The organism is Candidatus Manganitrophaceae bacterium (genome assembly GCA_012960925.1).
Taxonomy (GTDB): domain Bacteria; phylum Nitrospirota; class Nitrospiria; order SBBL01; family JAADHI01; genus DUAG01.
In genome coordinates, this window is the sequence record DUAG01000011.1 from 123,694 (window position 1) to 150,062 (window position 26,369).

General features: G+C 51.8%; 22 protein-coding genes. 7 read left to right on the forward strand and 15 right to left on the reverse strand.

The window, feature by feature from the left end:
* Positions 1–205: 205 nt before the first annotated feature.
* Both priA and EYQ01_01980 read right to left on the reverse strand, forming a co-directional pair.
* Complete coding sequence (gene priA / locus EYQ01_01975; protein HIE64581.1) at positions 206–2,647, reverse strand: primosomal protein N'; 2,442 nt, start codon at positions 2,645–2,647, stop codon at positions 206–208.
* 3 nt (positions 2,648–2,650) lie between these two features.
* Positions 2,651–4,252, reverse strand: coding sequence for a hypothetical protein (locus EYQ01_01980; GenBank protein HIE64582.1), 1,602 nt, complete (start codon positions 4,250–4,252; stop codon positions 2,651–2,653).
* Between the two features lie 162 nt (positions 4,253–4,414).
* Between EYQ01_01980 and EYQ01_01985 the strand changes: the two genes are divergently transcribed.
* The gene (locus EYQ01_01985) at positions 4,415–6,622 is read left to right on the forward strand and encodes a hypothetical protein (protein ID HIE64583.1); all 2,208 of its coding nucleotides are present in this window, start codon (positions 4,415–4,417) and stop codon (positions 6,620–6,622) included.
* A gap of 273 nt (positions 6,623–6,895) precedes the next feature.
* Here EYQ01_01985 and elbB read toward each other — a convergent pair whose 3' ends face one another.
* Complete coding sequence (elbB, locus tag EYQ01_01990; GenBank protein HIE64584.1) at positions 6,896–7,558, reverse strand: isoprenoid biosynthesis glyoxalase ElbB; 663 nt, start codon at positions 7,556–7,558, stop codon at positions 6,896–6,898.
* Between the two features lie 253 nt (positions 7,559–7,811).
* On the opposite strand from elbB, the gene EYQ01_01995 reads away from it, so the two are divergent.
* On the forward strand, positions 7,812–8,252 hold the full coding sequence (locus tag EYQ01_01995) for a hypothetical protein (protein HIE64585.1): 441 nt from the start codon (positions 7,812–7,814) through the stop codon (positions 8,250–8,252).
* 49 nt (positions 8,253–8,301) lie between these two features.
* Here the strand turns inward: EYQ01_01995 and EYQ01_02000 are convergent, their stop codons facing one another.
* The 5 genes from EYQ01_02000 to EYQ01_02020 form a co-directional block, all read right to left on the reverse strand.
* Positions 8,302–9,072 (reverse strand): DUF481 domain-containing protein, encoded by a 771-nt coding sequence (locus tag EYQ01_02000; protein HIE64586.1) that lies wholly within the window; start codon positions 9,070–9,072, stop codon positions 8,302–8,304.
* Between the two features lie 90 nt (positions 9,073–9,162).
* Positions 9,163–9,966: a hypothetical protein gene (locus tag EYQ01_02005; GenBank protein HIE64587.1), complete on the reverse strand. Its 804-nt coding sequence runs from the start codon at positions 9,964–9,966 to the stop codon at positions 9,163–9,165.
* A 205-nt stretch (positions 9,967–10,171) separates the two neighbouring features.
* Positions 10,172–11,626, reverse strand: coding sequence for an aldolase (locus EYQ01_02010; GenBank protein ID HIE64588.1), 1,455 nt, complete (start codon positions 11,624–11,626; stop codon positions 10,172–10,174).
* 150 nt (positions 11,627–11,776) lie between these two features.
* Positions 11,777–12,916, reverse strand: coding sequence for a M20/M25/M40 family metallo-hydrolase (locus EYQ01_02015; protein ID HIE64589.1), 1,140 nt, complete (start codon positions 12,914–12,916; stop codon positions 11,777–11,779).
* A complete protein-coding gene (locus EYQ01_02020) occupies positions 12,909–13,895 on the reverse strand; it encodes a hypothetical protein (protein HIE64590.1) in 987 nt (328 codons plus the stop codon). Before EYQ01_02020 ends, EYQ01_02015 begins: the two co-directional genes overlap by 8 nt.
* Before the next feature lie 796 nt (positions 13,896–14,691).
* Here EYQ01_02020 and EYQ01_02025 point away from each other — a divergent pair.
* Complete coding sequence (locus EYQ01_02025) at positions 14,692–15,441, forward strand: ribonuclease HI (protein ID HIE64591.1); 750 nt, start codon at positions 14,692–14,694, stop codon at positions 15,439–15,441.
* Between the two features lie 38 nt (positions 15,442–15,479).
* Here EYQ01_02025 and EYQ01_02030 read toward each other — a convergent pair whose 3' ends face one another.
* The 7 genes from EYQ01_02030 to trpE form a co-directional block, all read right to left on the reverse strand.
* Positions 15,480–16,277, reverse strand: a complete 798-nt coding sequence (locus EYQ01_02030) for a tryptophan synthase subunit alpha (GenBank protein HIE64592.1) — start codon at positions 16,275–16,277, stop codon at positions 15,480–15,482.
* A 177-nt stretch (positions 16,278–16,454) separates the two neighbouring features.
* A complete protein-coding gene (trpB, locus tag EYQ01_02035; GenBank protein ID HIE64593.1) occupies positions 16,455–17,642 on the reverse strand; it encodes a tryptophan synthase subunit beta in 1,188 nt (395 codons plus the stop codon).
* The gene (locus EYQ01_02040) at positions 17,626–18,255 is read right to left on the reverse strand and encodes a phosphoribosylanthranilate isomerase (protein ID HIE64594.1); all 630 of its coding nucleotides are present in this window, start codon (positions 18,253–18,255) and stop codon (positions 17,626–17,628) included. Before EYQ01_02040 ends, trpB begins: the two co-directional genes overlap by 17 nt.
* 1 nt (position 18,256) lies before the next feature.
* Positions 18,257–19,039 (reverse strand): indole-3-glycerol phosphate synthase TrpC, encoded by a 783-nt coding sequence (trpC, locus tag EYQ01_02045; protein ID HIE64595.1) that lies wholly within the window; start codon positions 19,037–19,039, stop codon positions 18,257–18,259.
* A gap of 5 nt (positions 19,040–19,044) precedes the next feature.
* Positions 19,045–20,073: an anthranilate phosphoribosyltransferase gene (trpD, locus tag EYQ01_02050; GenBank protein HIE64596.1), complete on the reverse strand. Its 1,029-nt coding sequence runs from the start codon at positions 20,071–20,073 to the stop codon at positions 19,045–19,047.
* A gap of 30 nt (positions 20,074–20,103) precedes the next feature.
* Positions 20,104–20,667 carry an aminodeoxychorismate/anthranilate synthase component II gene (locus EYQ01_02055; GenBank protein ID HIE64597.1) on the reverse strand — a complete coding sequence of 188 codons (564 nt, stop codon included), beginning with the start codon at positions 20,665–20,667 and terminating at the stop codon, positions 20,104–20,106.
* A 169-nt stretch (positions 20,668–20,836) separates the two neighbouring features.
* Positions 20,837–22,318 (reverse strand): anthranilate synthase component I, encoded by a 1,482-nt coding sequence (trpE, locus tag EYQ01_02060; GenBank protein HIE64598.1) that lies wholly within the window; start codon positions 22,316–22,318, stop codon positions 20,837–20,839.
* Between the two features lie 164 nt (positions 22,319–22,482).
* On the opposite strand from trpE, the gene mpl reads away from it, so the two are divergent.
* The 4 genes from mpl (at position 22,483) to EYQ01_02080 (ending at position 26,353) form a co-directional block, all read left to right on the forward strand.
* Positions 22,483–23,904 carry a UDP-N-acetylmuramate:L-alanyl-gamma-D-glutamyl-meso-diaminopimelate ligase gene (gene mpl, locus EYQ01_02065; protein ID HIE64599.1) on the forward strand — a complete coding sequence of 474 codons (1,422 nt, stop codon included), beginning with the start codon at positions 22,483–22,485 and terminating at the stop codon, positions 23,902–23,904.
* Complete coding sequence (locus EYQ01_02070; GenBank protein ID HIE64600.1) at positions 23,901–25,025, forward strand: class A beta-lactamase-related serine hydrolase; 1,125 nt, start codon at positions 23,901–23,903, stop codon at positions 25,023–25,025. Before mpl ends, EYQ01_02070 begins: the two co-directional genes overlap by 4 nt.
* Positions 25,018–25,929, forward strand: coding sequence for an LD-carboxypeptidase (locus EYQ01_02075; protein ID HIE64601.1), 912 nt, complete (start codon positions 25,018–25,020; stop codon positions 25,927–25,929). Before EYQ01_02070 ends, EYQ01_02075 begins: the two co-directional genes overlap by 8 nt.
* Before the next feature lie 205 nt (positions 25,930–26,134).
* Positions 26,135–26,353: a hypothetical protein gene (locus EYQ01_02080; protein HIE64602.1), complete on the forward strand. Its 219-nt coding sequence runs from the start codon at positions 26,135–26,137 to the stop codon at positions 26,351–26,353.
* Positions 26,354–26,369: the final 16 nt, after the last annotated feature.

Consider the following 26,369-nt stretch of genomic DNA (forward strand, 5'->3'; position numbering starts at 1 on the left):
CTGCTACCTCAGTATACTAAGGAAACCTCTGAATAAGTCGCGGATAGTTCTTTCAGGGCAAATAATGTTCCGCTTCTGCGTTGTAAATCTTGACAAGAGCGGGCTATGGATTCGCGAGAACCATCCTCTGCGATTTACGCCTTAAATCAAAACATAAGATCTCCTGGAAAATGGAAGAACCTTCCCAAAGAACAGAGACCTCCTCTCAACCAAACTGCTGCGGATCGACATCCACCTCCAGCCGAGTCCCCTCGTTCGCCTTGCGCTTCCAGCGGTGTACGGCCGGTTTCAGCGCGGCTGAAATCCGCTTCTGGTCTTTCCCCTTCATCAGGATTTGATATCGATATTCCCCCCGGATTCGCGCCATCGGGGTCGGGGCCGGCCCCAGTATTTCAACTCCTCGTCCGGGGAGATAGTCCTTGATTAAGACCGTCAGCGACTCGGCCCCTCTGACGACGGCCTCTTCCCGGCGATTCCGAAGGAGGAGGCGGGTCAAACGGCAAAATGGCGGATAGACGCCCTCCTTCCTGGACTGAATCTCTCCCTGATAAAAAGAAATATAATCATGGGCCGTCGCGAAAGCAATACTCGCATGATCCGGCTGAAAGGTTTGTATCATCACCTCTCCCGGACGTTCACCCCGACCGGCACGGCCCGCCACCTGGGCAAGGAGCTGGAAGGTCCGTTCCGAGGCGCGAAAATCCGGAAATTGGAGCGACAGGTCTCCACAAAGCACGCCGACCAGGGTCACACCCGGAAAATCATGCCCCTTCGTGATCATCTGAGTTCCGATCAGAATATCTACCTCTTCCTGCACCATCGCGGCAATGATCTTCTGATGAGATCCTTTCTTCTGCGTGGTGTCTCGATCCATTCGGGCGACCCTTGCCGAAGGGAAAAACCCCCGAACCGTTTCTTCCACCTGTTCCGTCCCGATCCCCAGATAAATCATGCGCGACCCCCGGCATTTGGGACATTCGGTCGGGGGCGGCGTCTCATACCCGCAATAATGGCAAACAAGCCGTTTCCGCTTCTTATGGTAGGTGAGAGAAACCGTGCAATGCCGGCAGGAAGGGAGCTCACCGCAATCCGCGCAGAGAAGGGAAGACGAAAAACCGCGTCGATTGACAAATAGGAGAACCTGTTCTTTTTCCGAAAGACGTTTTTCAATCGCCGCAATCAAAGGCCTCGTGAGGAAGGGCTTGACCATCTCCTCTTTTTTTCTCAGATCGACCAACAAGACCGACGGCAAAGGCCGCGACTCAATCCGTTTTGGGAGATGAAGGTAGCGATACTTTCCGCTCTGGCTGTGGTGATAGGACTCAAACGAAGGGGTGGCCGACCCCAGCATAACGACGGCTTTTTCGGACCGGGCTCTGACCAGGGCGACATCCCTCGCATTATAGCGAACACCCTCGTCCTGTTTATAAGAAGAATCCTGCTCCTCATCAACAATGATGACGCCGACCTCTTTCATCGGCGCGAAGATGGCCGAACGAACCCCGATGACCAGACGGGCCTGACCTTCCTTTATTCTGAGCCACTCGTCGTAACGCTCCCCGGCTGAAAGCCCGCTGTGAAAAAGGGCAACTTCGTCCCCGAAGCGCTCATGAAACCGGGCGACGAGCTGAGCGGTCAGCGAAATCTCGGGGACAAGAAGGATCGCCCCCTTTCCCTGTCGGAGCCCCGCTTCAATCACCTGGAGGTAAACCTCGGTCTTTCCGCTCCCGGTCACTCCATGGAGGAGAAAGGGGGCAAAACCCCCTGTTTCTATCGCGTCCAACACTTCTTCACTTACCTTCTTCTGATCCGCGTTAAGACGGATCGTCCCCTTCGGACGAAAACCGCTTTCAAGCCTTGGAATGCGCCGCGCCGCTTCCTCACGCTGATCAATCCATTTTTTCTCAATCAGGCGTTTCAAGGGGGCGCGAAGCGGAGACTCCAAGGCGGCGACCGGAAGTGAGCCCCCTGCCGAGAGGAGGATTTCGAGGAGGGCCGCCTGTCGATGCGAGCGCCTGGAAAGAGACGCCGCTAAGGCCGCTGTCTCTTCGGGGTTCTTCTTTAGAACAAGGATGCGGCGAAATATTTTTTTGACAACGGGAGGCGCGATCTCCCACTGCGCCCGAACCCTGCCCGCCTTCACGAGAATGGAAAGGATGCGGGTCAAGCCCTTTCGTTCAAGACGCTTCTTAAGCTGTGGTTCCGTTAAAGAACCTTCGCTTTCCAGAAGATCAATTACACTTTTCTGAACCGGCCTTTTCTTTTCCGCCTGACTCGTTTCACCGGAGCCGACGAGGCTGAACCTTCGTCGAACCGAGAGATGTATCCCCTGGGGAAGGCTCCCTTTGATCACGGCGCCCAAGGGAGCAAAATAATAGTCCGCAATCCAGAGTAGCAGATCAAAAAGTGGTTGAACGACAAGAGAGGTCTCCTCAAGAACGGCGAGCACGGCCTTTGTCGCCTTCACATCCGGCCGTCCAACGGCTCGGACAAAGAAGGCCATCCGCCAGCCTCTTCCAAACGGAACCAGAAGCCGAACCCCGGGAGAAAATTTCCTTCCCGCAAGCTCTGGCGGCAGGTGGTAATGAAAACGTCCTTCCACCTCTGGCGTCACCACCTCGACATAATGTCGTTTTTGTGCGTTCATTGATTAAACACCAGATTCAGTTAAGGGGGGCTCTGAATAAAAAACCCTCCGAAAGATCGTGTGGACCCTCTCTGTATGGCCCTTGTAATCTTTCAGAAGCCGTACGGATGCGGCACCCCGGACATGATCTTTATAAGACATTCTGAGCGCCGTTGCCCTGAGTTCATCCGGATCGTCTGGAATGAGATGGGTCTGCCGGTCACGAACCATTTGAAGCTTATTTTCCAGGTCTCGAAAGAACAGGTAGGCCTCTGACAGCAGGCGGGCCTCTTCGGCAGAGAGATACCGGCCCCGCGCCAATCTCTTTAAGGCATCCATAGACCCGCGGCCTCGAATCCTGGGATCTTTTCCGGCAAACGCAACTTGTAAGGACTGAACAACAAACTCGATCTCTCGTATTCCGCCCCTCCCTCGCTTCACATCTCTCAGGCGCTGCTTCATTTCAGAACACTCCCCTTCAATCCGCTCCTTGATCATCCTCACTTCTTTAAACCCTTTAAATCCAAAGGGCCTTTTGTAGATAAAGGGCTCCGCCATTTTGAGAAAGCGCCTGCCAAGCAGACGGTCTCCAGCCACCGCTCGAACCTTGACGAGGGAGAGTCGTTCCCAGGTTTCACCGCGGGAGGCATAATACCGCCGATACCCTTGAAAAGGGGTTGCAATCAGTCCCGCCTTCCCTTCAGGTCGGAGACGAAGATCAACCCGATAAACATACCCCTGCTCGGTGGGTGCATTCAGGGCTACCGTCACCTCCTTTGACATTTTCTCAAAATAGACCGCATTTGGGATACATTTTTTCCCGCGCCCGCCAGACGACTCACCTGCACTCTGGGCATAGAGGTACATCAGGTCAATATCGGAACTGAAATTCAACTCACTTCCTCCCAATTTTCCCATCGCCAGGACCGTGAATCCGATCCGGCTCCCTTTGCCTGAACCGGTTCGCCCTTTAGGGATCCCATATTTCCGCCGCATCTCTTTTTCACAAATCCAATAGGCCTGCTGGATGAGGACCTCGGCCAGGTCAGATAAGGCCGTCAGGGTTTCCTCGACAACCGACTTGCCCAAGAGGTCCCTGACCCCGATTCGAAGAATCTCTTTCCGTTTAAAGATCCTGAGAAAATCAAGCCGCGTCTCTTGGGCTTTCAAGAGGCGCAGGGCACTTGAAAGTTCAGCTGAAAGCACGCTCCGCTTCTTCGGCTGATCCAGAACTTCAGGGGAAAAAACCCAATAAAGATATTCCGGATTTCTGATTAAGATCTCTGAAAAAAAAGGGATGCTCCCAAAAACCTGTGCCAGGAGCCAGAGGGTTTGTGGAGATTTCTGTAAATAAGAAAGAAACGCTGTCTTGACAAAAACCGCTCGGGAAAACCGCTCAAGATGGTTCATGGCCAGATCCGGAAAAGGCGTAAGCGAACAACAACGCAGACACTCCTCCAGTATCTCGGCAAAAAGGGTCCGTGCCTCCGGGTCTGCTGCAATCAGTTGTATATTGGTATCGGCCTTTTTGATATCCTGAAATCCATAGGGCCTCAAGAGTGCGGCAACCTCCTGAGAATCAAGTTCCGGCGCTAGGAGGAGATCTTTTATCGCATATTTACCCATCACAAATTCCGCCAAAAATTCCACATTGATAAGAGTCTAAGGGCATTATACGCATCAGGAATGGGCGATGCAATTTTGCTATCATGAAACCTTGGCCCTTTTCTTCAAAGGATTGATCAAGGGACCCGTTTTCTTGTATCTTGGGGCCAAGGAGTCCTCTCAATGCGAAAGACACAATGGATCAAAGAACTGACATCACATTTTCAAGAGAGTGATGCATCCTTCATCCATACTTTTCTCTCTGAAATGGATCGGGATTATTTCTCTCTGTACACGGTGCCCGAAGTCGCCGAACATATTCAAATGTCCCGTTGGATCGATGCGAGACATCCCACCTCTTTAAACGTGAACCCACTCGATGAAGGCCGGTTCAAGATAACCGTCGTTGCATTCGATTATTTCTCAGGGTTTTCCATCCTCTGCGGGCTTCTCTCCTCCTTAGGCCTTGAGATCATCTCAGGAGATGTCCATACCTATTCCGACAGTTCAAGAAAGAAGATTATCGATGTCCTTCATGTCCAGACGGCAAACCCTGAAAGCCGTTTTGACCTCCCTCAACAGAAAAGTTTTAAGGAAGAATTCCAAGCACTCATACAACTTCTGGAGGCAGAACATTACGAGAAAGCCCGGGAAAGGGTAAATCATCGCCTCGTCGCCACCCTGAGTCGGACCACAGGAAATGCCGCCGGGCTTAAAAATGGTCTTTCCCATCCAATCACCGTCCGTTTTAATAACACAATATCGAAAAAATGGACGATTCTGGATATTCATGGAAAAGATACCCCTTTCTTTCTTTACGCCTTCTCAAATGCCCTCGCAATGCGAAACATATACCTCCACAAGGTTAAAATAAAAAAACAAGGACAGGGGATCGACGACCGATTTCACATCTCTGACCGACGGGGCAAAAAGATAAAACGTGAAGAAGATAAGAAGGCCCTCCGGGTCTCCGCCATCCTGATTAAACAGTTTACCCATTTCCTCACCGGAGCTCCGGACCCGACGATGGCGATCGGTCATTATGACCAGTTTCTCGACAAAATTCTGGAGGTGGGCCATTCACGTTCCCTCCTTTCATTCCTGAGGAAAAAGGAGACAATGCAGGTCCTGGCGCGTCTCTTTGGAACAAGTCAATTTTTATGGGAAGACTTTCTAAGAATGCAGTTCAAAAGCCTTCTCCCCATCCTTGAACAGTTCAATATGGAAGAACTCCAAATCGGAAAGCCTGCAACCCGGCACGCACTTCTTCGGCGACTCCAAATGGTTCACACGATAGAAGATCAAAAGCGAATCCTGAATACCTACAAAGATCAGGAGATGTTCCGTATAGACATGAAACACCTGCTCGCACCCTCTGGAGATCTCAGGCATTTTTCAGAGGCATTGACGGACCTGGCCGAAGTGGTCATCAACCAAGTCTACCAACTCTGCCGTCGCCATCTTGAAGAACAACATGGACAGCCCTTGAAAGAAGACGGCAGTTCCTGTGCGTTCACCATCTGTGGACTCGGCAAGTTTGGCGGACGAGAATTGGGCTATGCTTCAGACATCGAGCTCTTGTTTGTTTACGAAGGTTCCGGAGAGACAAAGGGGACGAGCAGCATCGACAACAGGGTCTATTTTGAGAAACTGGCGCAGGAAATCATCCGCTTCATTCGGACAAAGAAAGAAGGGATTTTTCATATCGATACTCGGTTGAGGCCTCATGGTGATTCGGGCCGCCTCGCCTTTCCTCTTACACTCTTCAACACATATTACAATTCAGAAGGTGAGGCCGCTCCTTTTGAAAGACAGACATTGATCAAACTCAGAACCGTCGGGGGAGACAAGCACCTGGGACAGGCCTGCGAAGCGGCGCGGAACCGATTTGTCTACAGTCATCAGCCCTGGGACCTCAAGGAAGCCATCGCGCTCAGGAAAAGACAGGTCCATGAGTTGGTCCCCAAAGGGAAAACCAATGTCAAATACAGTCCTGGAGGGATCATCGATATTGAATATCTGGCACAATATCTTCAGATCATCCATGGTCATCGGCAGCCGGCAATCAGGACACCCACCACCTTGAAGGCCCTTCACCAGTTATCCTTGCTCAAGATAATTCCGGCAGAGACCGGAAGGAAACTGAAAAGGACCTATCTTTTTCTAAGAACCCTGATCGATGCTCTTCGGATTGTCCGGGGAAATGCAAAAGACCTCCTCCTTCCGAAAACCCGCTCAGAAGAGTTCACCTTCCTGAGTCGCAGAATGGGCTACGGTCGAGGTGACTGGAAGAAAGGAAGCATTGAACTGGAAGCCGACATTCAACAACACATGACCCAAGCCAATGAGGTGTTTACCTCTCTCTTTGAGGAACCTCTGACTAAGTCATGAATAGTTTTTTCAGGGCTAAAATGTCCCGCTACTGCGTTATAAATCTTGACACGCATAACAAGTGTCCGGAGTTAGCGAGCGAATAAAGATAAAGACTTTTTTCGTTTCGTGTCGAAGAATCCTCGCCTTCGGGGCGTGGTTCTTCCAAATAGCGGGCTATGGCTTCGCGAGAACCATCCTCTTGCGATTTCTGCCTTGAATCGAAACATTTTATCTCCCGAAAAATCTAACCCAAACTCAATCAGAGATTCCTTAAGTAGGACAAAGCCGCTTCTAAATCATGTTCACCACCTTCTTGACCAGTTTTTCTATCCCTTCCGCAACTTCTGAAATCCTTTTGCCCAGCATGTATGCCGGTGTTGATACAATCCGATGCACCTCATCGACGACAATATCCTCCACTTTTGTGTCGACATGTTCAGTTCCCATCTTTTGAAGCGCAGCTGCGGTCTCGCCATCATTGCCGATGGTCAGCTTGACCAGCTCTCCTTTTCCCTGTGCCACTTTCGCCATGAGCGCCGGGGCAATACAGATCACCCCGATCGGTTTCCGAGCATCCAATATCGACCGGACCAGTTTTCCTACATCGGGATCCACCTGACAGTTCTCTTCCTTCACTGCAAAATCACAGAGATTCTTTGCTGCTCCATAGCCCCCCGGAAGAATCAAGGCATCCAGCCCGGCGGGATCGACCCCTTTCAGGTCTTGTATATTCCCACGCGCAATCCGGGCGGATTCAATTAAGACATTCCGTTTGTCGGACATTTCCTTTCCGGTCCGATGGTCGATGACATGCATCTGATCAATATCAGGGGCCATGCAGACCGCCTCTGCCCCGGCACGATCAATCGCCAGCAAAGTCACAACCGTCTCCTGTATTTCTGCTCCATCCAGATGGCCACAGCCTGACAACACGACGCCAATTTTTCTTCTCATTTCTTCCTCCTTTTCCTTGTTGGACTGATGAAACATACGCTATCAGAAGTCTTAAAAAAAAGTCAAATCAAGCCTCTCAAGTTCAGGTCAAACTCAACCGATAAGAACGGTAGGACATATGGAAACAATGTAGGTGAGCGCAATCGCGAAGAGAAGGATTCCTACGGAACATAAAAGACTAGAACATTAATATACTATATGGATATAAGACAGAATTGAAGATCGGTGGTATAATGTAATTGGAGGTGGAAAAATGAATACATTAAGACGATTTTTCACAGTAACGTCCTTAGTGATCATCTCTGTTCTCTTCTTAATGACCTATACCCTCCTGGCGAGAGAACTCCCACTCCTTCTCGATGTTTCTGAACTTGGAGAGAAATATGACAACCGGCGGGTCACCGTCATGGGTTGGGCACGTTCGGCTGTCCTCATGAGAGGCCGGATGGGCTCGAGCTTTGTCAGTGCAACCGTGGGAGAGGGAGGAGACGAGGTCACCGTCTTCAGCGATTTTCCCAACTACAACATGGTCAACAGCCGGGTCATCGTCCAGGGAGTCTATCACCATGAAGGCCGATTTGGCGGCTTGCCTACCGAGCATTTTATCGTAGCAGATGCCGTTGTCAGGGACTGGGGTGCTTCAGACTCGCCTACACCCTCTCCATCCCCGAGGCCTTCAGATCTTAAAGACTAAGAAAAAAGACAAACGATTGAGGGACGGAGATTGCACTTGGAATACCTGTTCAAAAGTCGAACCCGAGTCTCGATTTTAGAGTGGTCTGGAGCCGCTCGACCCCTTCCGGGGCACGGGTATCAATCGTCAGCAGAAAGCTGTTCCTGATAAAAAAGGCCCCGGCGCTGATCTTCAAAGAGGTATCATTGAGGATCCGTAAATCATCCGGCTGTTCAATCACCGGCTGAATAAAAACCGTCTCTGAAAATAAGAGGTTTTCCTGAAGGTTCAGATTCAGCTGAATATAGTTCGACCATCGGTTCGAAAAGGTCGTCAGATCGTTCTGACTGCTTTCCGGGGATCCGGTCAGTTCCTCATACTCCGCCATATATCCCGTCCCAAAAGTAAAGCGACCCTCATCCCACCTTGCAAGTGTCAAGCGGACACCGATACCGGCCAGGGCACGAATAGACAACCTCTGGAATTCATCGTGAGAATTCTGAAGAAACAGCTCCCAAGAGAATCGATCTGTCTTTTTCTTACGGAAGCGTAGATGCTCAAAGTGACCGGAGAGAAACTTTTCGCCTTCTTTTTCCCCGTATTCGCCTCTCGCGATAAAAAGGATAAGACGATCCCTTTTCCGGAACCCCACATCCACCTCTCCTGAAACCTGAAAGAGGTCAGGATTTCCCGTCCGCCATTGCAGCGGAAGGCTCACGGCACCGGAATATCCCTCAGGAAGGTCATCGACCTCGTCGAGGATATTGACGATCTGTCCTGTCGCGAAACTCGGCCAGAGGCTTAAGCTCAGGAGGATAGTCCAGAGAATTTTTCGGTTCATAACTTCACTTATAAAGGACGGGGTTAACTCGAACAGAAGCCCGTTCCGAGGGATGAGGCCTCATCCAGGATCTGCACACACAAGCATTCTCTAGCGGCTGAGTTCGCCCGGACCGGTTAATGTCGGTTTTTTTTGAAATCCTTGGGGAGGCGTGAATTTCTTTTTAGGGATCCGCTTCCGGTGCAGCAGCGTAAGGACCTGCTCTCGCCCGCTCCGGTTGCCCGGGCTGACCACGGCAACATGGGCCGGAATTCCCGGCGATTGTTTCAGGTCAAAAAAAATCTTATTTTGACCTGTGGTGTTGGCCCCGATCCTGACCAAAAACCGTTCGTAGGCGTCAAAGGCCTGAAAATCCTCAAGCAAGAACCCCGATTTATCCCATACAATAAAACAGATCTCTTCAAGCGGGAGCTCCTTCTCCATCACACGAAAAGGGGTACAGGAGAAGCCATCTTTCGTCTTTCGTTTTGTCCCACTTGCTTTAAAGGTCAGTGCCCTGGGAGGTTCAGCCGTCCCCTGCGCCATCTGTTTCAACATGCCCCTGAGTTCCATCTGCTGCTCCGGGGGCAATCGCTCCATCTGCTTTTCAATCCGGCGCTTCATCTTGTCCCGCATTTCCTTGATTCGCGCAATGTCCGCATCGCTGATCTCGGAATAAATTTTTTGTTCTGAATCGATCGTCCAGAGCTTCTGCTGATCACCATCAAAAATCATGATGCCGCCTCTCGAATCCTCGACACGCAGTTTTTTTCCTTCCAGCATGAAGGTCACCATATGGCTCAGCTCTCCGCTTGAATTTTTGGCCTCAAAGCGAAGCATCAGACCGGCGGAGGCGGCAGAGGCCGACATCGTAATAATTAAAAAAATAAAGAAACCGATCTTCCGCTGAAACATTGCTTCCTCCTACATCGTTCGTAAACTTTTGACTCTGAGCCTATCCAACTGTAACTGTTCAGCATGCCACTACTTTGGCTTCGCGAGACCCATCCTTCAGGGCAAGGCGCGAGGAGCGCAGAACCACAGCAGGTGTATGCTACGTGGGTTGGAGCCCACAGCAACGCCGCCATGGAGGAAAGGAGGGGTGTGCTGGATAGTTACATTAATCGGCCAGGGGGTTTATATCTTTCTGAACCTGCGGCCCTGAGGCCTTCCTAGATTCTGCTTCTGCGGCGGCGATCTCGTCCCGTATCGTGAAAGACACGGCGACGGGTTGGACTGTTTTCGCAACCACATCCCGGGTCTTGACGACGTTTAACTTATTAAAGAGAAAGACAAACCTCTCTTCAAGTGACCGACCAATCTTTTCACGAAGATCAGAGGGAAGCTCCCAAAGGCGTCTTTTAAAGGGGCCAATCGCCTTCTTTCGGGTCTTATAAATAAATTGTTCTTCTGTCTGGTCCGACGTCCTCTCCCCCTTGCAGGTCTCCCGCAAATAGGTATAGATCTCTTCTCTCAACACTCTTGGAATACGGTCATAGATCATATTCTGAAACTCGGTGGCAAGATGAATTTCGGCGGTTCCGGTCGTGGGAAAGCGGTCAAACACTTCAGCCGGCAAGGTGGATGCCCCGTGCTGGACGGCGCCGGACAAGCCATATTTTACCTGGGCCACCTTAGAAATTTCTTTAAGAACGCTGAAATCAAGCTTGACCTCTGCAACCGTTCCGTCGGCCAGAGGAACCCCCCCGTGACTGGTTCCCGTCTGTACAGAGATCTTACTGATCCCTGTAAGCTTAGATCCTTGCCTTTGAAGACTTTCGAGGAACTGATCGAGGTAAACCTCGAATTCCTCCACCGTCGAATTTTTCCCCCCAACCTCACCGATCTCCCCACCCACAGAAATTGTTACTCCTGCCGGTTCAAGAGAGCGGATATAGGCCGTCAGGTCTGCCGCAACCTCGAAGTTGTCCCGCTGCTGTTCAATGATATTCGGGCGATCAAGGACGACGAGGGTTGAAGAGTCAATGTCAATGTTGTAGAAACCTGCTGTGATCGCCTCTTTGATCAGTTGACGAATGCCGCCCAGCTCCGTCTCACGATCTGCGGTGTATTTCTTCGCGCTAACTTGAATATGGTCTCCCTGGATAAACAGAGGCCCCGTAAAACCTTCCTGTATCGCTGCCGCAGTCATGACAGCGGCATATTCTGCGGGAGACTGATGCGTATAATTCATTTCCGACTTGGCAATCTCCAGGATAAAGGCCCCGACTTCCCCATGGGAAGCGGCCCGAAAAATAGCACGTGCCGTGTCGTAGGCCATCACCCGGACGTTGATCGCAGGGACGGTAAATCCACTATTTTCTCCCCTCCCCCTGGCCTCGTAAAGCGGCTGGATGGAACTTAAATGAATGCCCAAATGAGGCGCAGCCATCTTGATGATCCAGCGAGCCGTTCCTCGCATCTCATCCTTCTCATGAAATACGGCAGTCCAGACCAGGCGGTCGATGAGCGCACCCCGGACCCGACTGGCATCGATGACAGAGATCTTCCTGTCCGAGATTTCAATAATCCCTTTCAGGGTGTCCCCCAGCTGGCTCATGGTCTGAAAAAACATCTGATTCTCCCTGAAATGAGGCCTGAATATAAAACCGACGCCACCTTATCAAAAGCACACAAAAAGGTCAATTGAAGAACCCCGCCGAAGAACGGCGAGTGCAGGCAGGATAAAGAGTCTTGAAGGTTGCAGAAAGTCCCAGGAGGACGATCAGGGGGGATCTTTGACCACTTCCAGGACCATCCGGGCCGATTGACTCATTTCGTCAATATGAACCCACTCCCGGACCGTGTGTATCGCATGCATCCCGGTCCCGAGATTTGCGACCACGATTCCCTTTTCGTTAAAGATATTGGCGTCACAGCCCCCGCCAGTTGCCTGGGTTTGAACACAAACGGAAAGCCGTTTGGCCGCACGCATGATCGATTTCACTATCGGCGTGGCATCTGAAAGATTCATTTTATTGTAATCCCGCCAGATCTTTTCTTCAACCCGACCGGAAATTCTTTTGCCATCAATTTCCACAAAATACTTTGCGGCGGCCTCCTGGAAACAGTCGCTCATATGGGCGGTCTGGGCCTCAAGCTTTTCCTCGTCCCGACTCCGCGATTCTCCCTTGACCCGGACACATTTGGGGATGATGTTGACCGCCGATCCACCCTCAATCAAGCCGATATTCGCGGTCGTTTCAGAATCAATCCGCCCGAGACGCATCCGGCTGATCGCCTCAGACGCAATCTGTATGGCGGAGACTCCGGCCTCCGGAGCGAGTCCGGAGTGCGCCTCAAGTCCGTGAACAATGAACTCCATCCGGTCCGACGCGGGTGATTTGGTGAAGAGAAAATCCACACGGTCGCAATCGAGCACCAGGCCGTTTCTGGCATGCAGATTTTTGTAATCAAGGTGTTTCGCTCCGACCAGACCATCCTCCTCACATATGGTCAGAACCACTTCAATCTCACCATGTTCCGCCTTCTCTTCCCGGATAACCCTGAGAACCTCAATGATAATCGCGATTCCCGACTTGTCATCTCCGCCGAGAATCGTCGTCCCGTCGCTCTTTATGATTTTTCCTTCGATAACCGGCTTGATCCCTTCTCCCGGCACAACGGTATCCATATGAGCAGATAAGAGAAGAGGCGCATGGCCTTTACTCGTGCCCGGGATTCGGGCAATCAGGTTCCCGACTTCTCCCCCAACCGCTTCCCCCGCCTCATCAAAGACGACCTCCGCACCCAAGGCCTCCAGGTCTGACTTGAGTTGAAGGGCAACCTTACCCTCTTTCCTTGAATGGCTGTCGATCTGGACCAGCTTTAGAAAATGCGCAATCATCCGGTCCGTGTTAATCATCATCAAAATCCTCCTCCAAAGATGGGAGGTGAGAAATAACCCATTGAATCACCTGATCCGGGTGAAGCCGGCTGAGGTGCCGTTTTCCATCCGGGTCGGTAAATCTCAGAGCAGAGGTCATCGACCGCCCCGAGTAGCCCTGTGTGAGCCATTTCCCTTCAGCAGGACCTTCCTCCCGGTTAAGATGCTCCGCCAGAGACTCCATCGGAACCATTGGAATAAGAGGCCGTGTCACCGTCTCGGCCCAGGCGTAGTAGCGGTATTCCAGTTCATAAGCGAACCCGCCCTCTTCACGCTCCCGGTCTTCAATCACCAGGAAAAGGTTCCCTTGGCAGAAGTGATCAATCGCCTCTCGCGGCGGACGCTGCTCATCGATCACGACGGAAAGACCGGCCTCCGGATATTCCTCCAGGCCGATAATCCCTTTTTCGAAAAGTTCCATTGAAAGGAGAATTTCGTCAAAAGCTCCCCGCCATAGCGAACGGTAGTCATCCTTTTTTCTAAAAAGATCCGGCAGGAGGGGAAGGAGGGCCTTGTAATAAAACACTTCTTTGGGGCCAGTGTAGCTGGCGATCTGGGAAGCGATCGGACTTTCTTCAGAATGGCAGAGGGCATCGATCAAAAGATTCACCTGAACTCCCTCTTCCGATGAAAAGATGGAATGATCTCCCGCCTCAGCGGCGGCGACCAATCTCCCAGAAATCGGTTCCGCCTTATGTGGGTGCAACAACGCCCATACCGACAAGAGACCGTCCGTATCAAAATGATTATTCGTAAGAATATTGACCTGCGGGAAGAAGGACTTGCGATCCGGGTGGGAAATATAGCGCATCGCAATCTCTGTGGCGGTGTCTGCTTTCAGAGGCGTAGGGGTTTTATTCCCCTTCCAGTGACTGAGGTGAAAACTTTGCGGGACAATGCCATCGACCGAAATCTTGGCAACACCCTTCATTGCCTCTTCGTAAAGATAAAAAACCATTGGCCTTCAATATCTGAATGGGGAAATCAGTCGCATCACTCAACGAAAAACATCCGCAAGGAGACGCACCACAGCGCCCTGATTTACATCCGCGTTAAATAAGGTTTGTAACTGTTCAGCATGCCACCATAAGGCTTCAGGGCAAGGCACGAGGAACGCAGAACCGCAACGTATGTATCATACGTGAGAATCGAATACCACAACAACGCCGCCTCATGGAGAAATGGGTCACGCGAAGCCGAAGAGGGGCTTGTCGAATAGTTACAAAAGATTATTCTTTAATCTCTGTCTTCCAATTGGACGACACTATAGCAGAAACACCCCGTCATTTCAAAAACAGTGACCCCGATGCCAGGTTGACTTACAAAGATATAAGCGTTATTAAGGAACCTCTGAATAAGTCATGAATTGTTTTTTCAGGGCACTGATGTCCCGCTTTTGCGTTGCAAATCTTGAACATAGGGGGCGATTCTCTGCGACTTTCGCTTTGAAACGAAACATAAGATCTCCTGAAAAAAAATCAACTCAGACTTAATCAGAGCTTCCTTAACAGAGACCCAATGTAAGCGGAGAAGAATTAAAAATCTTATCAGAGAGGATCACAGAGTGGCGAGAACAAATTTCAAATTTGAAAAAAGAAAGAAAGAATTAGAAAAGTTAAAAAAGAAAGAAGAAAAAAAGAAACGCAAACTGGAAAAGAGCGATGCGCAGGCCAATGAGAACTCAGATCAGTCTCCGGATGAGGGAGAAAGCGTCTAGATCTTCTCAGAATCACTGATTTCCCAGGTAAAAAGGTATGCCAAAAAAGTTTTATGTCGTCTGGGTGGGTCGGAAGACGGGGGTTTTCACAAGCTGGTTGTATACGAAAAAACAGGTTGATCAGTTTCCCGGGGCAATATACAAGTCGTTTACAAGCCGGGAAGAATCAGAAGCAGCTTATACCGCAGGGTGGAAATCATCCCCTACGAAAAAGGTTAGAAAAGAAATCACGAAGCTGTCCGGGTTAGAGCTTGCCTCCACTAAAACATTCGAGGTTGTGATTTACTGTGATGGCGCCTGTGATCCCAATCCAGGCAAAGCAGGGTCAGGGCTGGCTGTTTATCGTAGTGGCAGACTCGTGGAACTCTGGTACGGGCTCTACAACCCCCATGGGACGAACAACACCGCAGAATTGAATGCCTTGCATCAGGCCCTGCTCATCGCGAAACCTTATACTGCTCAGGGGAGGGCCGTTCAAATTTTTTGCGATTCAAAATACACCATCAATTGCGTCACGGTTTGGGCCTATGGCTGGAAGAAAAAGGGCTGGAGAAGAAAGAAGGCGGGAGACATCAAAAACCTGGAAATCATCCAGGAAGCGCATGCCCTGTATGAAAAAATAAGAAAGGGTGCTGTCATCTCACATGTCAAAGCCCACAGCGGAATTGAAGGCAACGAACTGGCCGACCGCATGTCCGTTTTCGGGATCGACCGAAGAGAGCTTTCTTTTTTCCGGTATTCTGAGCCGATGGATATCAAGAAACTCCTGGATTATCGAAGGGGGTAATTTTTTAAAATAACCTGTCGCGTCAACCCGCTTCAAATCTAAGACCTGAGGGCTTGTTTTAAGGAAGACACAAATCCGGACAGGCGTAAAAGATAGTCGGAATCACTTGATGCCGTTTCGATGATTCTCACCAAAGCACTTCCGACGATGACGGCATCGGCTTCCAACCCGATCTTTTTGGCGTCTTCAGGCGTTGAGATCCCAAACCCAACAGCGACCGGTTTCTCCGTCAGCGATTTGATCTGACGGACTCTCTCGCCAATACTATTTTTTCCCTTCAATTCCGAACCGGTGACTCCGGTGAGCGGAACATAATAAAGAAACCCCGTCACCACTTTGATGATTTTCTCAAGTCGTTCAAGAGGTGTCGTCGGTGCGGCCAGAAAGATCTGGTCGATGCACGTCTTTCGTGACTGCAGGATAAAATCAGCGGCCTCTTCGGGAGGAAGATCCGGAACAATCAACCCATCCACTCCCGCACGCTTGGCCTCTTTAAAAAAAGACTCAATACCGAAGGCATAGATTGGATTGCAATAGCTCATGAGAATCAACGGGATCTTTGTCTGCCGTCTAAGGTTTGCAACAAGGTCCAGAACCTTCCTGACGTTAACCCCCTGTCGAAGGGCACGCTCAGATGCCTTTTGAATGGTCGGACCATCCGCAATCGGGTCGGAAAAGGGGATGCCGATTTCAACCAGGTCGGCGCCTCCTTTCTCTATCTCCAGGATAATCTTTGCGCTCTCTTCCAGACTCGGATCGCCTGCCATCACATAGGCGATCAGGCCTTTCTCCCTTTTAGCCTGGACCTTTCTCAAGGCGGCCTCGATTCGGCTCATTCTGTACTCCCTTTTACTCTAAGATATTCATTCAATCCGTGTAACGATTCAGCATGCCTAGATTTACTTTCAGGGTAAGGCGCGAGAAGCGCAGACCCGCAGCGTAGGGATCACTACGCGAGGATTCAAGTACCACAGCAACGCTTCCATGGAGGTAAAGATCGGAGTGTTGGGTCGTTACATAAAACCTTCCATTCGGGACAACTGATCCACATCTTTGTCTCCCCGACCGGATAGGTTGAGGACAACAATCTGTCCCTTGGGGAGGGAGGGCGCCAGCTTCACCAGGTAGGCCACCGCATGCGCAGACTCCAGGGCGGGGAGGATGCCTTCCGCCTCGGCCAGCAGGCGAAAGGCCGACAAGGCCTCATCGTCCGTGACAGAAGTGTATTCGATCCGCTGTTTGTCCCGGTAATAACTATGTTCCGGACCGACCGCCGCATAGTCCAAGCCGGCTGAGATCGAATGGGTTGCCTGAATCTGACCATCAGCATCCTGCAACAGGGTTGTCATCGTTCCGTGGAGGACACCCAGGGTCCCGGTGGCAAACCGGGCCGCGTGTTTTCCAGTTTCGATACCCAGGCCGCCCGCCTCCACCCCAATCATCCGAATTGCGGGCTCGGAGAGAAAAGGAGTGAAGAGACCAATCGCATTGCTTCCTCCCCCGATACAGGCAATCATGACATCTGGAAAGCGTCCCTCGGTGCGCAGGATCTGCTCCCGCGCCTCCTGACCGATGACCGACTGGAAATCCCGGATCATCATCGGATAAGGATGCGGTCCCAGAACCGACCCGAGGATATAATGGGTGTCCCGGACATTCGCCGTCCAGTCCCGTAAGGCCTCGCTGATCGCATCTTTTAATGTTCTGCTCCCGGCATCAACGGCGGTGACCTTCGCCCCGAGCAGGCGCATCCGGAAGACATTGAGTTCCTGGCGTTTCATGTCCTCCGTCCCCATATAAACCTCACAATTTAGACCGAAACGGGCCGCCGCGGTCGCGGTGGCCACACCATGTTGACCGGCTCCGGTCTCGGCAATCACCCGGTTCTTTCCCATTTCCTCTGCGAGCAGGATCTGTCCAAGGGTATTATTGATTTTGTGGGCACCGGTATGACAAAGGTCTTCCCTTTTCAGATAAATCTTCAGACCGCCGAGGTGCTCCGAAAGACGTGGGGCAAAGTAAAGGGGGGTCGGACGACCGACAAAATGCTTCAGGATATCCGCCAGCTTTTTCTTGAATACCGGTTTTCGACGAACCGACTGATAAACCGTTTCCAATTCCTGAAGGGCCGGCATCAAGGTCTCGGCAACATATCTCCCGCCATAGGGGCCGAAGCGGCCCTTCTTATTCGGAAGAAGCATGAGTCTCCTTCATTTCTTTTGCCGCTTTGATAAACGCTTTCAACTTAAGATGATCTTTCTTCCCCGGACGCATCTCCACCCCGCTGCTCACATCAACACCATACGGCCTGACCTTCTCAATCGCGGTCTGAACATTTTCGGGCGTTAAACCACCGGCAAGAATAACCTTTCCAAAGCGTTTTGCCTTGGCAGCGATATCCCAATCGAACGAAACGCCACTCCCGCCAAGAACCTCCTCCCGGTAGGTATCGAGAAGAAAGGCCCGGACCGGACCGGGAGGGACGACATCGAGGCTTTTCTCATCCTGAACACGAATCACCTGAATGATCCTCCTTGGAAAGTCGAACGAGATCTCTTTGGGAAAGGCCCCATACAGCTGGATCAGATCAATCGCACACCGATCAATTACAGACTGCATCCCCTTTCCCGCCGAATTAAAAACGCCAACCGTGGTCACAAACGGCGGGAGTTTGGAGGTTATCTCAGCAACATCCTCAAACGAAACAAAGCGCGGACTCTCGGGCACAAAGATAAAACCGACGGCATCCGCCCCATATTCAACAGCGGCCAGCGCATCTTCTAAATTTGTCAAACCACAGATCTTGACCTTCATTTTACTCTCCAATGAGTTCCTTCATTTTTTTTCCGATGTCTTCCGATGCCATCAAGGACTCCCCCACCAGGATGGCATCGATGCCCGCTTCCTGAAGTGCCTCGATATCTTTTCGTGAAGCAATCCCACTTTCGCTGACGAGGGTCCGCCCTTCCGGAACCTCTTTGAGCAGGCGAAACGTCGTCTCGAGGTTCGTCTCGAAGGTTTCCAGATTCCGATTATTGATCCCGATCATCGGCGCCCACTCAACAATCATCTCTAACTCTTTCTCAGTATGCACTTCAACCAAAACATCCAGAGTAAGTTCCCTCGCCAGATCAAAGTAATCTTTCACCTCCGATTTCTCCAACAGGGCCGCAATCAAGAGAATAGCATCGGCACCCCAGGCACGGCCCTCATAAACCTGAATCGCATCAATGATAAAATCCTTCTTTAAAAGCGGAAGAGAGACCTTCGACCGCACCGCCTTAAGCGTGGCAGGGTTTCCAAGAAAAAAATGTTCTTCCGTGAGGATGGACAGGGCGGCAGCGCCCCCGTCTTCGTAGATTTGTGCAATCTCAAGTGGATCGAACCTCTCCCGGATAATCCCTTTCGACGGCGAGGCCTTCTTGATCTCAGCGATCAAGCTCGGCCAACCGTGGTCCTTAGCGGACAGCGCCTTTTGGAAAGGGCGCGTCGGTTCAGCATCTCCAATCCGTGATCGAAGTTCCCTGAGGGCGGCCCGGCTTAAGCGACCAGCGACCTCTTCACGCTTCACCTTGACGATCTCGTCTAAAAAGCGCATCGTCCTCAGCTTTCCGGTCGTGACGATTGATTTGTGATCTTTATCAGGCGATTGAGTTTTTCCAGCGCGCGACCGGAATCAATCGATTCAGCGGCCAGGGCCACCCCTTCCTGCAAAGTCTTCGCCTTCCCGACTGCCACAAACGCCGGAGCGGCATTCATCAAAACAACCTCGCGCCTCGCCCCTTTTTCGCCTCTCAAGACGGAGAGGAGGATCTCCGCGTTCTTTTCGGGACTCCCTCCCATCAGGTCTTTCAAGTCCCGATTGGAAAACTGAAAGTCTTTCGGCTCAAGCGTATAGGCCGCGACCCGCCCTTCTTTTCCTTCTGAAATACGGCTTCTTCCGGAAACCGTGATCTCATCCAGTCCATCCATCCCATGCACGATAAAACAGTGACGGGTTCCGAGATTGACAAGAACCTGTGCCAGAAGATCGGTCAGTTCCTCCGAAAAAACGCCCAGGACCTGAACCGATGCCCGGGCCGGATTGGTCAAAGGGCCAAGAATATTAAATATCGTCCGTATACCGGTCTCCCTGCGAGGAATCATGGCATGCTTCATCGCCCCGTGAAAGAGCGGCGCGAAGAGAAAACCAACGCCGAGCTCATTGACACAGCGCTCCACCTCATCCGGCGGAAGATCAATCCGAACGCCCAGCGACTTCAGAACATCGGCACTTCCGCAGGAACTTGAGACAGAGCGGTTGCCATGTTTCGCCACTGTCACCCCCGCCCCGGCCACCACAAAGGCCACAGTGGTCGAGATATTAAAGGTATTCATTCGGTCTCCGCCGGTCCCGCAGGTATCGACCACCAGGGGATCATCAACCCGGACCAGGGTCGCTTTCTCCCGCATCACCCGCGCTGACCCGGTAATCTCCGCGACGGTTTCTCCCTTCATCCGGAGCGCCGTGATATAGCAGGCGATCTGGGATGGAGTTGCGGTCCCCTCCATGATCTCGCGCATCGCCCCTTCCGCTTCGGCCTCCGTCAGATCAACACGCTCGACCACCTTGCTGATTACCTCTTTAATCATGATCTCTCCTGGGATCTTTTCTTTCAGGTTTTATTTCTTCAGAAAATTTTTCAAAAGATCTTTCCCGACTTCGGTCAGAATGGATTCCGGATGAAATTGCACCCCTTCAATGGGGGCCGTCTTGTGCCGGATTCCCATGAGTTCCCCTTCGTCAGTCCATGCGGTGACCTCAAAAAGATCAGGGAGGTTCTCCCGCCTCAGGATAAGCGAATGATACCGGGTTGCCGGGAAGCGGACCGGAAGACCCAGATAAATCGAACGACCATCATGCGAGATAATGGATGTTTTCCCATGCATCAGGCGGTCGGCGCGAATGACTTCACCGCCGAAGGCCTCTCCGATGGCCTGGTGTCCCAGACAAACCCCCAAAATCGGGATATCCTGCCCGAACCGCCGGACCACCTCTATTGAGATTCCGGCATCCTTCGGGATCCCCGGACCCGGAGAAATGACAATCTTATCAGGGCGCATGCTATCAATCTCTTCCAGGGTGATCTGATCATTTCGATGGACGGCGATCTCTTCCCCCATCTCTCCCAGATATTGAACCAGGTTGTAGGTAAAAGAATCGTAATTGTCAATCACAAGCAGCATTTCTATTAAAACCTCAGATTATTATTTTTTAAATCCGTAACGGTTCAGATTGCCCGGATCAGGCTTCAGGGCAAGGCATGAGGAGCGTAGAACCGCAACGTATATTTACATGAGGATTCGAGCACCGCAACAACGCCGCCATGGCGCCTTAGACGGGTGAGCTAGACCGTTACACTAAGCCGCGTTCCGCCAAGCTGATCGCCTCCAGCATCGCCCTGGCCTTGTTCATTGTTTCTTCATATTCACGGTCCGGATCGGAGTCGGCGACAATGCCGGCCGCCGCCTGTATGGTGGCCACATCCCCTTCAATAACAATGGTCCGGATAGTAATGCATGTATCCATGTTCCCCTGATAGCTGAAATAACCAACCGCACCCGCATAGAGAGAGCGCCCTTCCGGCTCCAGTTCATCAATGATCTCCATCGCACGGATCTTCGGGGCTCCGGTCACGGTTCCCGCCGGAAAACAGGCGCTCAGGACGTCAAAAGCATCCTTTCCCGGGAGAAGTTTTCCGATCACGTTTGAGACGATGTGCATCACATGAGAGTAACGTTCGATCACCATGACTTCATCGACCTTCACCGTCCCGTATTGGCAGACGCGGCCAACGTCGTTTCGGCCGAGATCAATCAGCATGACATGCTCGGCCCGTTCCTTTGGATCTGCAAGCAGCTCTTTTTCAAGGGACAAATCTTCTTCCGGTGACTGGCCACGCGGGCGCGTCCCGGCGATAGGCCTCAGCTCGACGCGCTCTCCCTCCAGACGGACCAGAACCTCGGGCGAAGTTCCGACCATATGACGTTCACCCATATGGAGGTAAAACATGTAGGGAGAGGGATTGATGCTTCGAAGCGCCCGGTAAACCATAAAGGGCTCGGCCTTTAGACGGCTTGAAAACCGCTGGGAAATCTGGACCTGAAAGATGTCTCCGGCCTTGATATATTCCTTGGCCGAAAGAACCGCCTTTTTGTATTGGTCCCGGGTGAAATTAGACTTAGGTGCTGCAACAGGCGCCTGCAAACCCCCCGGGGCCGGGGCCTGCGCCGGAAGCGGTTGCGCCAAACGTCGAATCAAGGCGTCAATCTTTTCAATGGCCCTCTCATAAACAACCTTCAGATCGTCCTTCCCGATAAAGGCATTCGAGATCACCTTGATTCGGTGTTTGACGTTATCAAAGAGGAGGAGGGTGTCGGTCAACATAAAAAAAAAGTCCGGCATCGTCCGACCACCCTTCTTGAAGTGTAGCGGCTCAAAAAAACGGACCATGTCGTAGCCAAGGGTTCCAACCGCCCCGCCAAAAAATCGCGGGAGTCCCTCAACTTCAACCGGTCGGTATTCCGCGAGCACCCGCTTTAAGACGAGAAGGGGATTGCCTTCGACCGTCGTAAGCTCGCATTTTCCATTTCGAATGATCGAGACAGAATGGCCCTCTCCCTTGACAACAACCGAGGGGGCCGTCCCCAGGAAGGAATATCGGCCCCACTTCTCGCCGCCCTCGACACTTTCAAGAAGATAGCCGTAATTCCCCTCTTTGATCTTCAGAAAAGCGGAAACAGGGGTCTCCGTATCGGCCAGAATCTCGCGATAAACCGGGATCAGGTTCCCTTTTTTGGCTTTTTCACAAAAGTCTTTAAACGAAGGAATGACCATGTAATCTCTCGTTCGGAAAAGGATTCACGCTACCATAGAGGCCAAAAATTGTCAATCATTCAACGGGCTTGCAAGAATTTCCAGCTTGCATCACATCCGAGGCTTGATAAAATGAAATTCGCTTGTTAAACTCCTCCCAACTTGTTCATCAGGAGATATCCGTCTTGCCCAAACATATCCACATGATCGCCATCTGCGGCACCGGGATGGCGGCCCTGGCCGGGCTCTTGAAAAAAGCAGGGCATGAGGTCACCGGTTCCGATGCCCAGGTCTATCCCCCGATGAGTACCTTCCTCGAGAAGGCCGCGATTGTCTGCAAGAGCGGGTTTGCGCCGGATCATATTGATCCGGAAACCGATCTCGTGATTATCGGAAACGCCGTCGGAAAAGACAATCCGGAGGTTGTTGAGGCACTGAAACGGAAGCTCCCTACGCTTTCGATGGCTGCGGCCGTGGAGGAATATTTTCTTAGGCCGCGGAAGTCCCTGGTGGTCGCCGGGACACATGGCAAGACAACCACCTCCTCTATTTTGGGGTGGGTACTGACCTCTGCCGGATGCGATCCGAGCATGCTGATCGGCGGCTGGGTCCAGAATCTCAACAGCAACCATCGACTTGGGGCGGGACCGCATTTTGTGATTGAAGGGGATGAATATGATACCGCCTTCTTCGACAAAGGTCCTAAATTTCTCCATTACCACCCGCGCCATGCCATCCTGACGAGTATTGAATTTGATCATGTCGACATCTTCTCAGACCTCAAAGCCGTGAAGGCGGTCTTTCAGAAATTTGTCCGGCTCCTCCCGCCGGATGGGTTTTTATTGGCCGGAGCCGGAGATGAAGCCATTGATGAGGTCACACAAAACCTGCGCTGTCGAGTCGAACGATACGGCACAGAGATGGACGATAACGCACAGGCAAACAAGATGGATTGGCTGGCCGAGGGCATCCAGGTTGCGGGGGGTCTGATCCGTTTTGATGTCTCCTATCATCAGAAGAGACTGGGGAGCATCGAGAGCCCCCTTTTCGGTCGGCACAATATCAAAAACACCCTGGCCGTCATCGCGCTCAGCCATCACCTCGGTCTTTCCTGGGAAAAGATCCAGGAGGGGATTAAAAGCTTTAAAGGCGTAAAACGACGACAGGAGATTGTCGGCATCGCCAGAGATATTATCATCATGGACGATTTTGCCCACCATCCGACCGCCATCTCAGAAACCCTGGCCTCTCTCCGCCTGCGGTATCCCACCCGACGGATCTGGGTCGTCTTTGAACCCAGATCGGCGTCGAGCCGACGTAATATTTTTCAGGACGCCTTTGTAGAAGCCTTTAAGAAAGCCGACCGGATTGTTCTGGCCCGGCCCTTTGCCCTGGAAAAACTCCCTCCGGACGAGCGACTGAATCCTGATAAAATTATTGGAGATCTGACGCGTGCGGGGGAAAAAGCGTTCTTCATCCCGACACCGGAAGAGATCATTTCTGAACTTTCCGGCCAACTTCAAGCTGGTGATCTGGTTTGCATCATGTCCAGCGGCGGGTTCGGAGGCATTCACCAGAAACTCCTTTCGCAGTTACAATCTTCATGAAACCCTTTGCCGCAACGACAGAAAAGATGAAAGAAGGCCTCTCAACAAAGGTCTTCCCGGGAGGGGTCTTACTGATCCATCATCGGGGAAAAGTCGTTTATCACAAGGCCTTTGGTCACGCCTCACTCCTTCCTGAAAAAAAACCAATGAAACGCAATACCCTCTTTGATCTCGCCTCCCTGACCAAACCGCTGGCGACTAGCGCCATCCTTCTCCTCATGATCCAGGAGGAAGGGATAAGCCTCAAGGACCCGCTGACCCGATTTATCCCTGGCTTTACGCGCGGCCCAAAAAGAGAGATCACCCTAAGCCACCTCCTAACCCACTCCTCCGGACTCCCCGATTGGAAGCCCTATTTCCAGACGATTGCAAGGCGGGCAAAAAAAGAATCCGGCTTTCTCGGGTCATCTGAGGCCAAAGCAGCCGTTTACACACTGGCCCGGAAGGAGCCGCTTATCTCCGCCCCCGGAGAGGTCAGCCGCTACAGCGATATCGGATTTATGCTTCTGGGAGAGATCATTGAGAAGGTTGGAGAGGCATCTCTTCACCGGATCTGTTCCCGGCGCCTCTTTTCAAAGATCCCTTGCAGGGAAACCTTTTTCATCAATCAGGGCCGTCGGCCTGTCGCCGCCCGAAACAGGGACTTCGCGGCGACGGAAGACTCCGCACGGCGGAAAAGGGTTGTCTGTGGCATTGTCCATGATGACAACACCTACGCGATGGGAGGCGTCTCCGGCCACGCCGGTCTCTTCTCAACGGCAAAAGAAGTTTACCAACTGGTCCGGCTCTGGCTTGATGGACTCCGAGGAGAAGGGATTTTCAACGCAGCCCTGGCAAAAAACTTTGTCACGTGTCAAAGAGGAAAAATGATCCCGGCGCGGTCTTCACGGGGCCTGGGTTGGGACACCCCCTCGCGACCCTCTTCCTCAGGTCGCCATTTTTCCAAATCAAGTTTCGGCCATCTGGGCTTCACGGGAACCTCGATCTGGGTCGATCCAACGACAGACCTCGCCGTCATCCTCCTGACCAACCGCGTCCATCCGGACACAGCAAACGAACAGATCCGGGCTTTTCGCCCCGTTCTGCATAACATCATCTACCGGGAAGTGATCCATGCATAGTCTCTCCCTCAAGAAACCACCCCGACTCTCTCCGGGAGGGACCATCGGCATCGTCGCGCCCGCTGGCTGGGTCGAGTCAGACTTGCTCCAAAAAGGAATTGCCCGACTGGAACACCTGGGCTTCCATGTTATTCCGGGGAAAAATGTGACCCGGCGCCAACGCTATTTCGCCGGGACAGATCTCGACCGGGCCGGAGATTTTCAGGCCATGGCCTTGAACAAAAAGGTTGACGCCATCTTTTGTGCCCGCGGAGGGGTGGGGACGGCCCGGATGATTCCCCATCTGGATCGAAATATTCTGGCTGGATCTCAGAAGATTGTTGTCGGCTCAAGCGACATTACCACCCTGCTCCTCTACCTCACACATTCCCTGGGCTGGGTCACATTCCACGGCCCGATGGCGGCCACTCATTTCGGCAGGGAAGCCTCTCCGGCGCTGGAAACGCATTTATTCGAAATCCTTTCCGGGAAGACTGCTGAAATGAAATTTCCAGACCTTCAAACCCTCAAATCCGGGACCGCTGAAGGGATTTTGACAGGGGGGTGTCTTACGCTGCTCTGCACCACGATCGGAACCCCCTTTGAGATCGAAACCGACGATAGGCTTCTCTTCATCGAAGATATCAATGAGGCCCCCTATCGAATCGACCGAATGCTTTCTTATTTAAAACTGCTGGGGAAGTTTGACCGCGTGCGAGGGGTTATTTTTGGTGAAATGCCTGGCTGCAACCCCAAGAATCTTCCGGAAATCATCCTCGACATATTAGGGGATTTCCAGTGTCCCATGCTTCTTGGGTTTCCCTCCGGACATGGCTTAGGAATAGCCACCCTCCCCCTCGGGATTCCCATGCAGTTGAATGCAGACACCGGAACGCTTCGCATGCTTGAGCCGGCCGTCTCATAAGTTGATGGAGCCTTCGTATCCATCTCCTCCATTTTTCCGTATTCCTTAAAATACCACTCCCTTTCTCCCTGAAACCCGAAAAAGACAAGCATCAGGTATAATTGTTGATCATGGACAGAAAATATCAACGAAAAATATTGGTGCAACCTCTTGTCGGGATCCTAAAAGGTGAACTCTAATGATAAAAACCAGACACATCATCCTAATGAGCATGCTGTTGCTGAGCACAGCATGCTCATTAGAAGAAAATAATGCTCCAAAAATGGAACAGACCCCGCCCAAGAATGAGGTTCAAGGTACAGTGGATACGTTTATTCAATCACGAGTAAATGTACTGAAAAAGGCAAGGGGCTTAGAGAAAACGCTACAAGAAGCTGAGGAGAGGCGACTCAAAACATTAGAGGGGTTTTCGGGAAAGGAATAGATCTCAGGAAGTGATG

Excerpts from the sequence above, each read along its gene's own strand:
- EYQ01_02070 (HIE64600.1), top strand. The coding sequence starts at position 23,901 with ATGAAACCCTTTGCCGCAACGACAGAAAAGATGAAAGAAGGCCTCTCA.
- EYQ01_02075 (HIE64601.1), top strand. The coding sequence starts at position 25,018 with ATGCATAGTCTCTCCCTCAAGAAACCACCCCGACTCTCTCCGGGAGGG.
- EYQ01_02030 (HIE64592.1), bottom strand. The coding sequence starts at position 16,277 with ATGAGCCGAATCGAGGCCGCCTTGAGAAAGGTCCAGGCTAAAAGGGAG.
- EYQ01_02010 (HIE64588.1), bottom strand. The coding sequence starts at position 11,626 with ATGTTTTTTCAGACCATGAGCCAGCTGGGGGACACCCTGAAAGGGATT.
- EYQ01_02020 (HIE64590.1), bottom strand. The coding sequence starts at position 13,895 with ATGGTTTTTTATCTTTACGAAGAGGCAATGAAGGGTGTTGCCAAGATT.
- EYQ01_02000 (HIE64586.1), bottom strand. The coding sequence starts at position 9,072 with ATGAACCGAAAAATTCTCTGGACTATCCTCCTGAGCTTAAGCCTCTGG.
- trpC (HIE64595.1), bottom strand. The coding sequence starts at position 19,039 with ATGCGCTTTTTAGACGAGATCGTCAAGGTGAAGCGTGAAGAGGTCGCT.
- EYQ01_01985 (HIE64583.1), top strand. The coding sequence starts at position 4,415 with ATGCGAAAGACACAATGGATCAAAGAACTGACATCACATTTTCAAGAG.
- EYQ01_02040 (HIE64594.1), bottom strand. The coding sequence starts at position 18,255 with ATGAAGGTCAAGATCTGTGGTTTGACAAATTTAGAAGATGCGCTGGCC.
- EYQ01_02015 (HIE64589.1), bottom strand. The coding sequence starts at position 12,916 with ATGATTAACACGGACCGGATGATTGCGCATTTTCTAAAGCTGGTCCAG.
- trpE (HIE64598.1), bottom strand. The coding sequence starts at position 22,318 with ATGGTCATTCCTTCGTTTAAAGACTTTTGTGAAAAAGCCAAAAAAGGG.
- EYQ01_02055 (HIE64597.1), bottom strand. The coding sequence starts at position 20,667 with ATGCTGCTTGTGATTGACAATTACGATTCTTTTACCTACAACCTGGTT.
- elbB (HIE64584.1), bottom strand. The coding sequence starts at position 7,558 with ATGAGAAGAAAAATTGGCGTCGTGTTGTCAGGCTGTGGCCATCTGGAT.
- EYQ01_02025 (HIE64591.1), top strand. The coding sequence starts at position 14,692 with ATGCCAAAAAAGTTTTATGTCGTCTGGGTGGGTCGGAAGACGGGGGTT.
- trpB (HIE64593.1), bottom strand. The coding sequence starts at position 17,642 with ATGCTTCTTCCGAATAAGAAGGGCCGCTTCGGCCCCTATGGCGGGAGA.
- EYQ01_02005 (HIE64587.1), bottom strand. The coding sequence starts at position 9,966 with ATGTTTCAGCGGAAGATCGGTTTCTTTATTTTTTTAATTATTACGATG.
- EYQ01_02080 (HIE64602.1), top strand. The coding sequence starts at position 26,135 with ATGAGCATGCTGTTGCTGAGCACAGCATGCTCATTAGAAGAAAATAAT.
- trpD (HIE64596.1), bottom strand. The coding sequence starts at position 20,073 with ATGATTAAAGAGGTAATCAGCAAGGTGGTCGAGCGTGTTGATCTGACG.
- EYQ01_01980 (HIE64582.1), bottom strand. The coding sequence starts at position 4,252 with ATGGGTAAATATGCGATAAAAGATCTCCTCCTAGCGCCGGAACTTGAT.
- priA (HIE64581.1), bottom strand. The coding sequence starts at position 2,647 with ATGAACGCACAAAAACGACATTATGTCGAGGTGGTGACGCCAGAGGTG.
- EYQ01_01995 (HIE64585.1), top strand. The coding sequence starts at position 7,812 with ATGAATACATTAAGACGATTTTTCACAGTAACGTCCTTAGTGATCATC.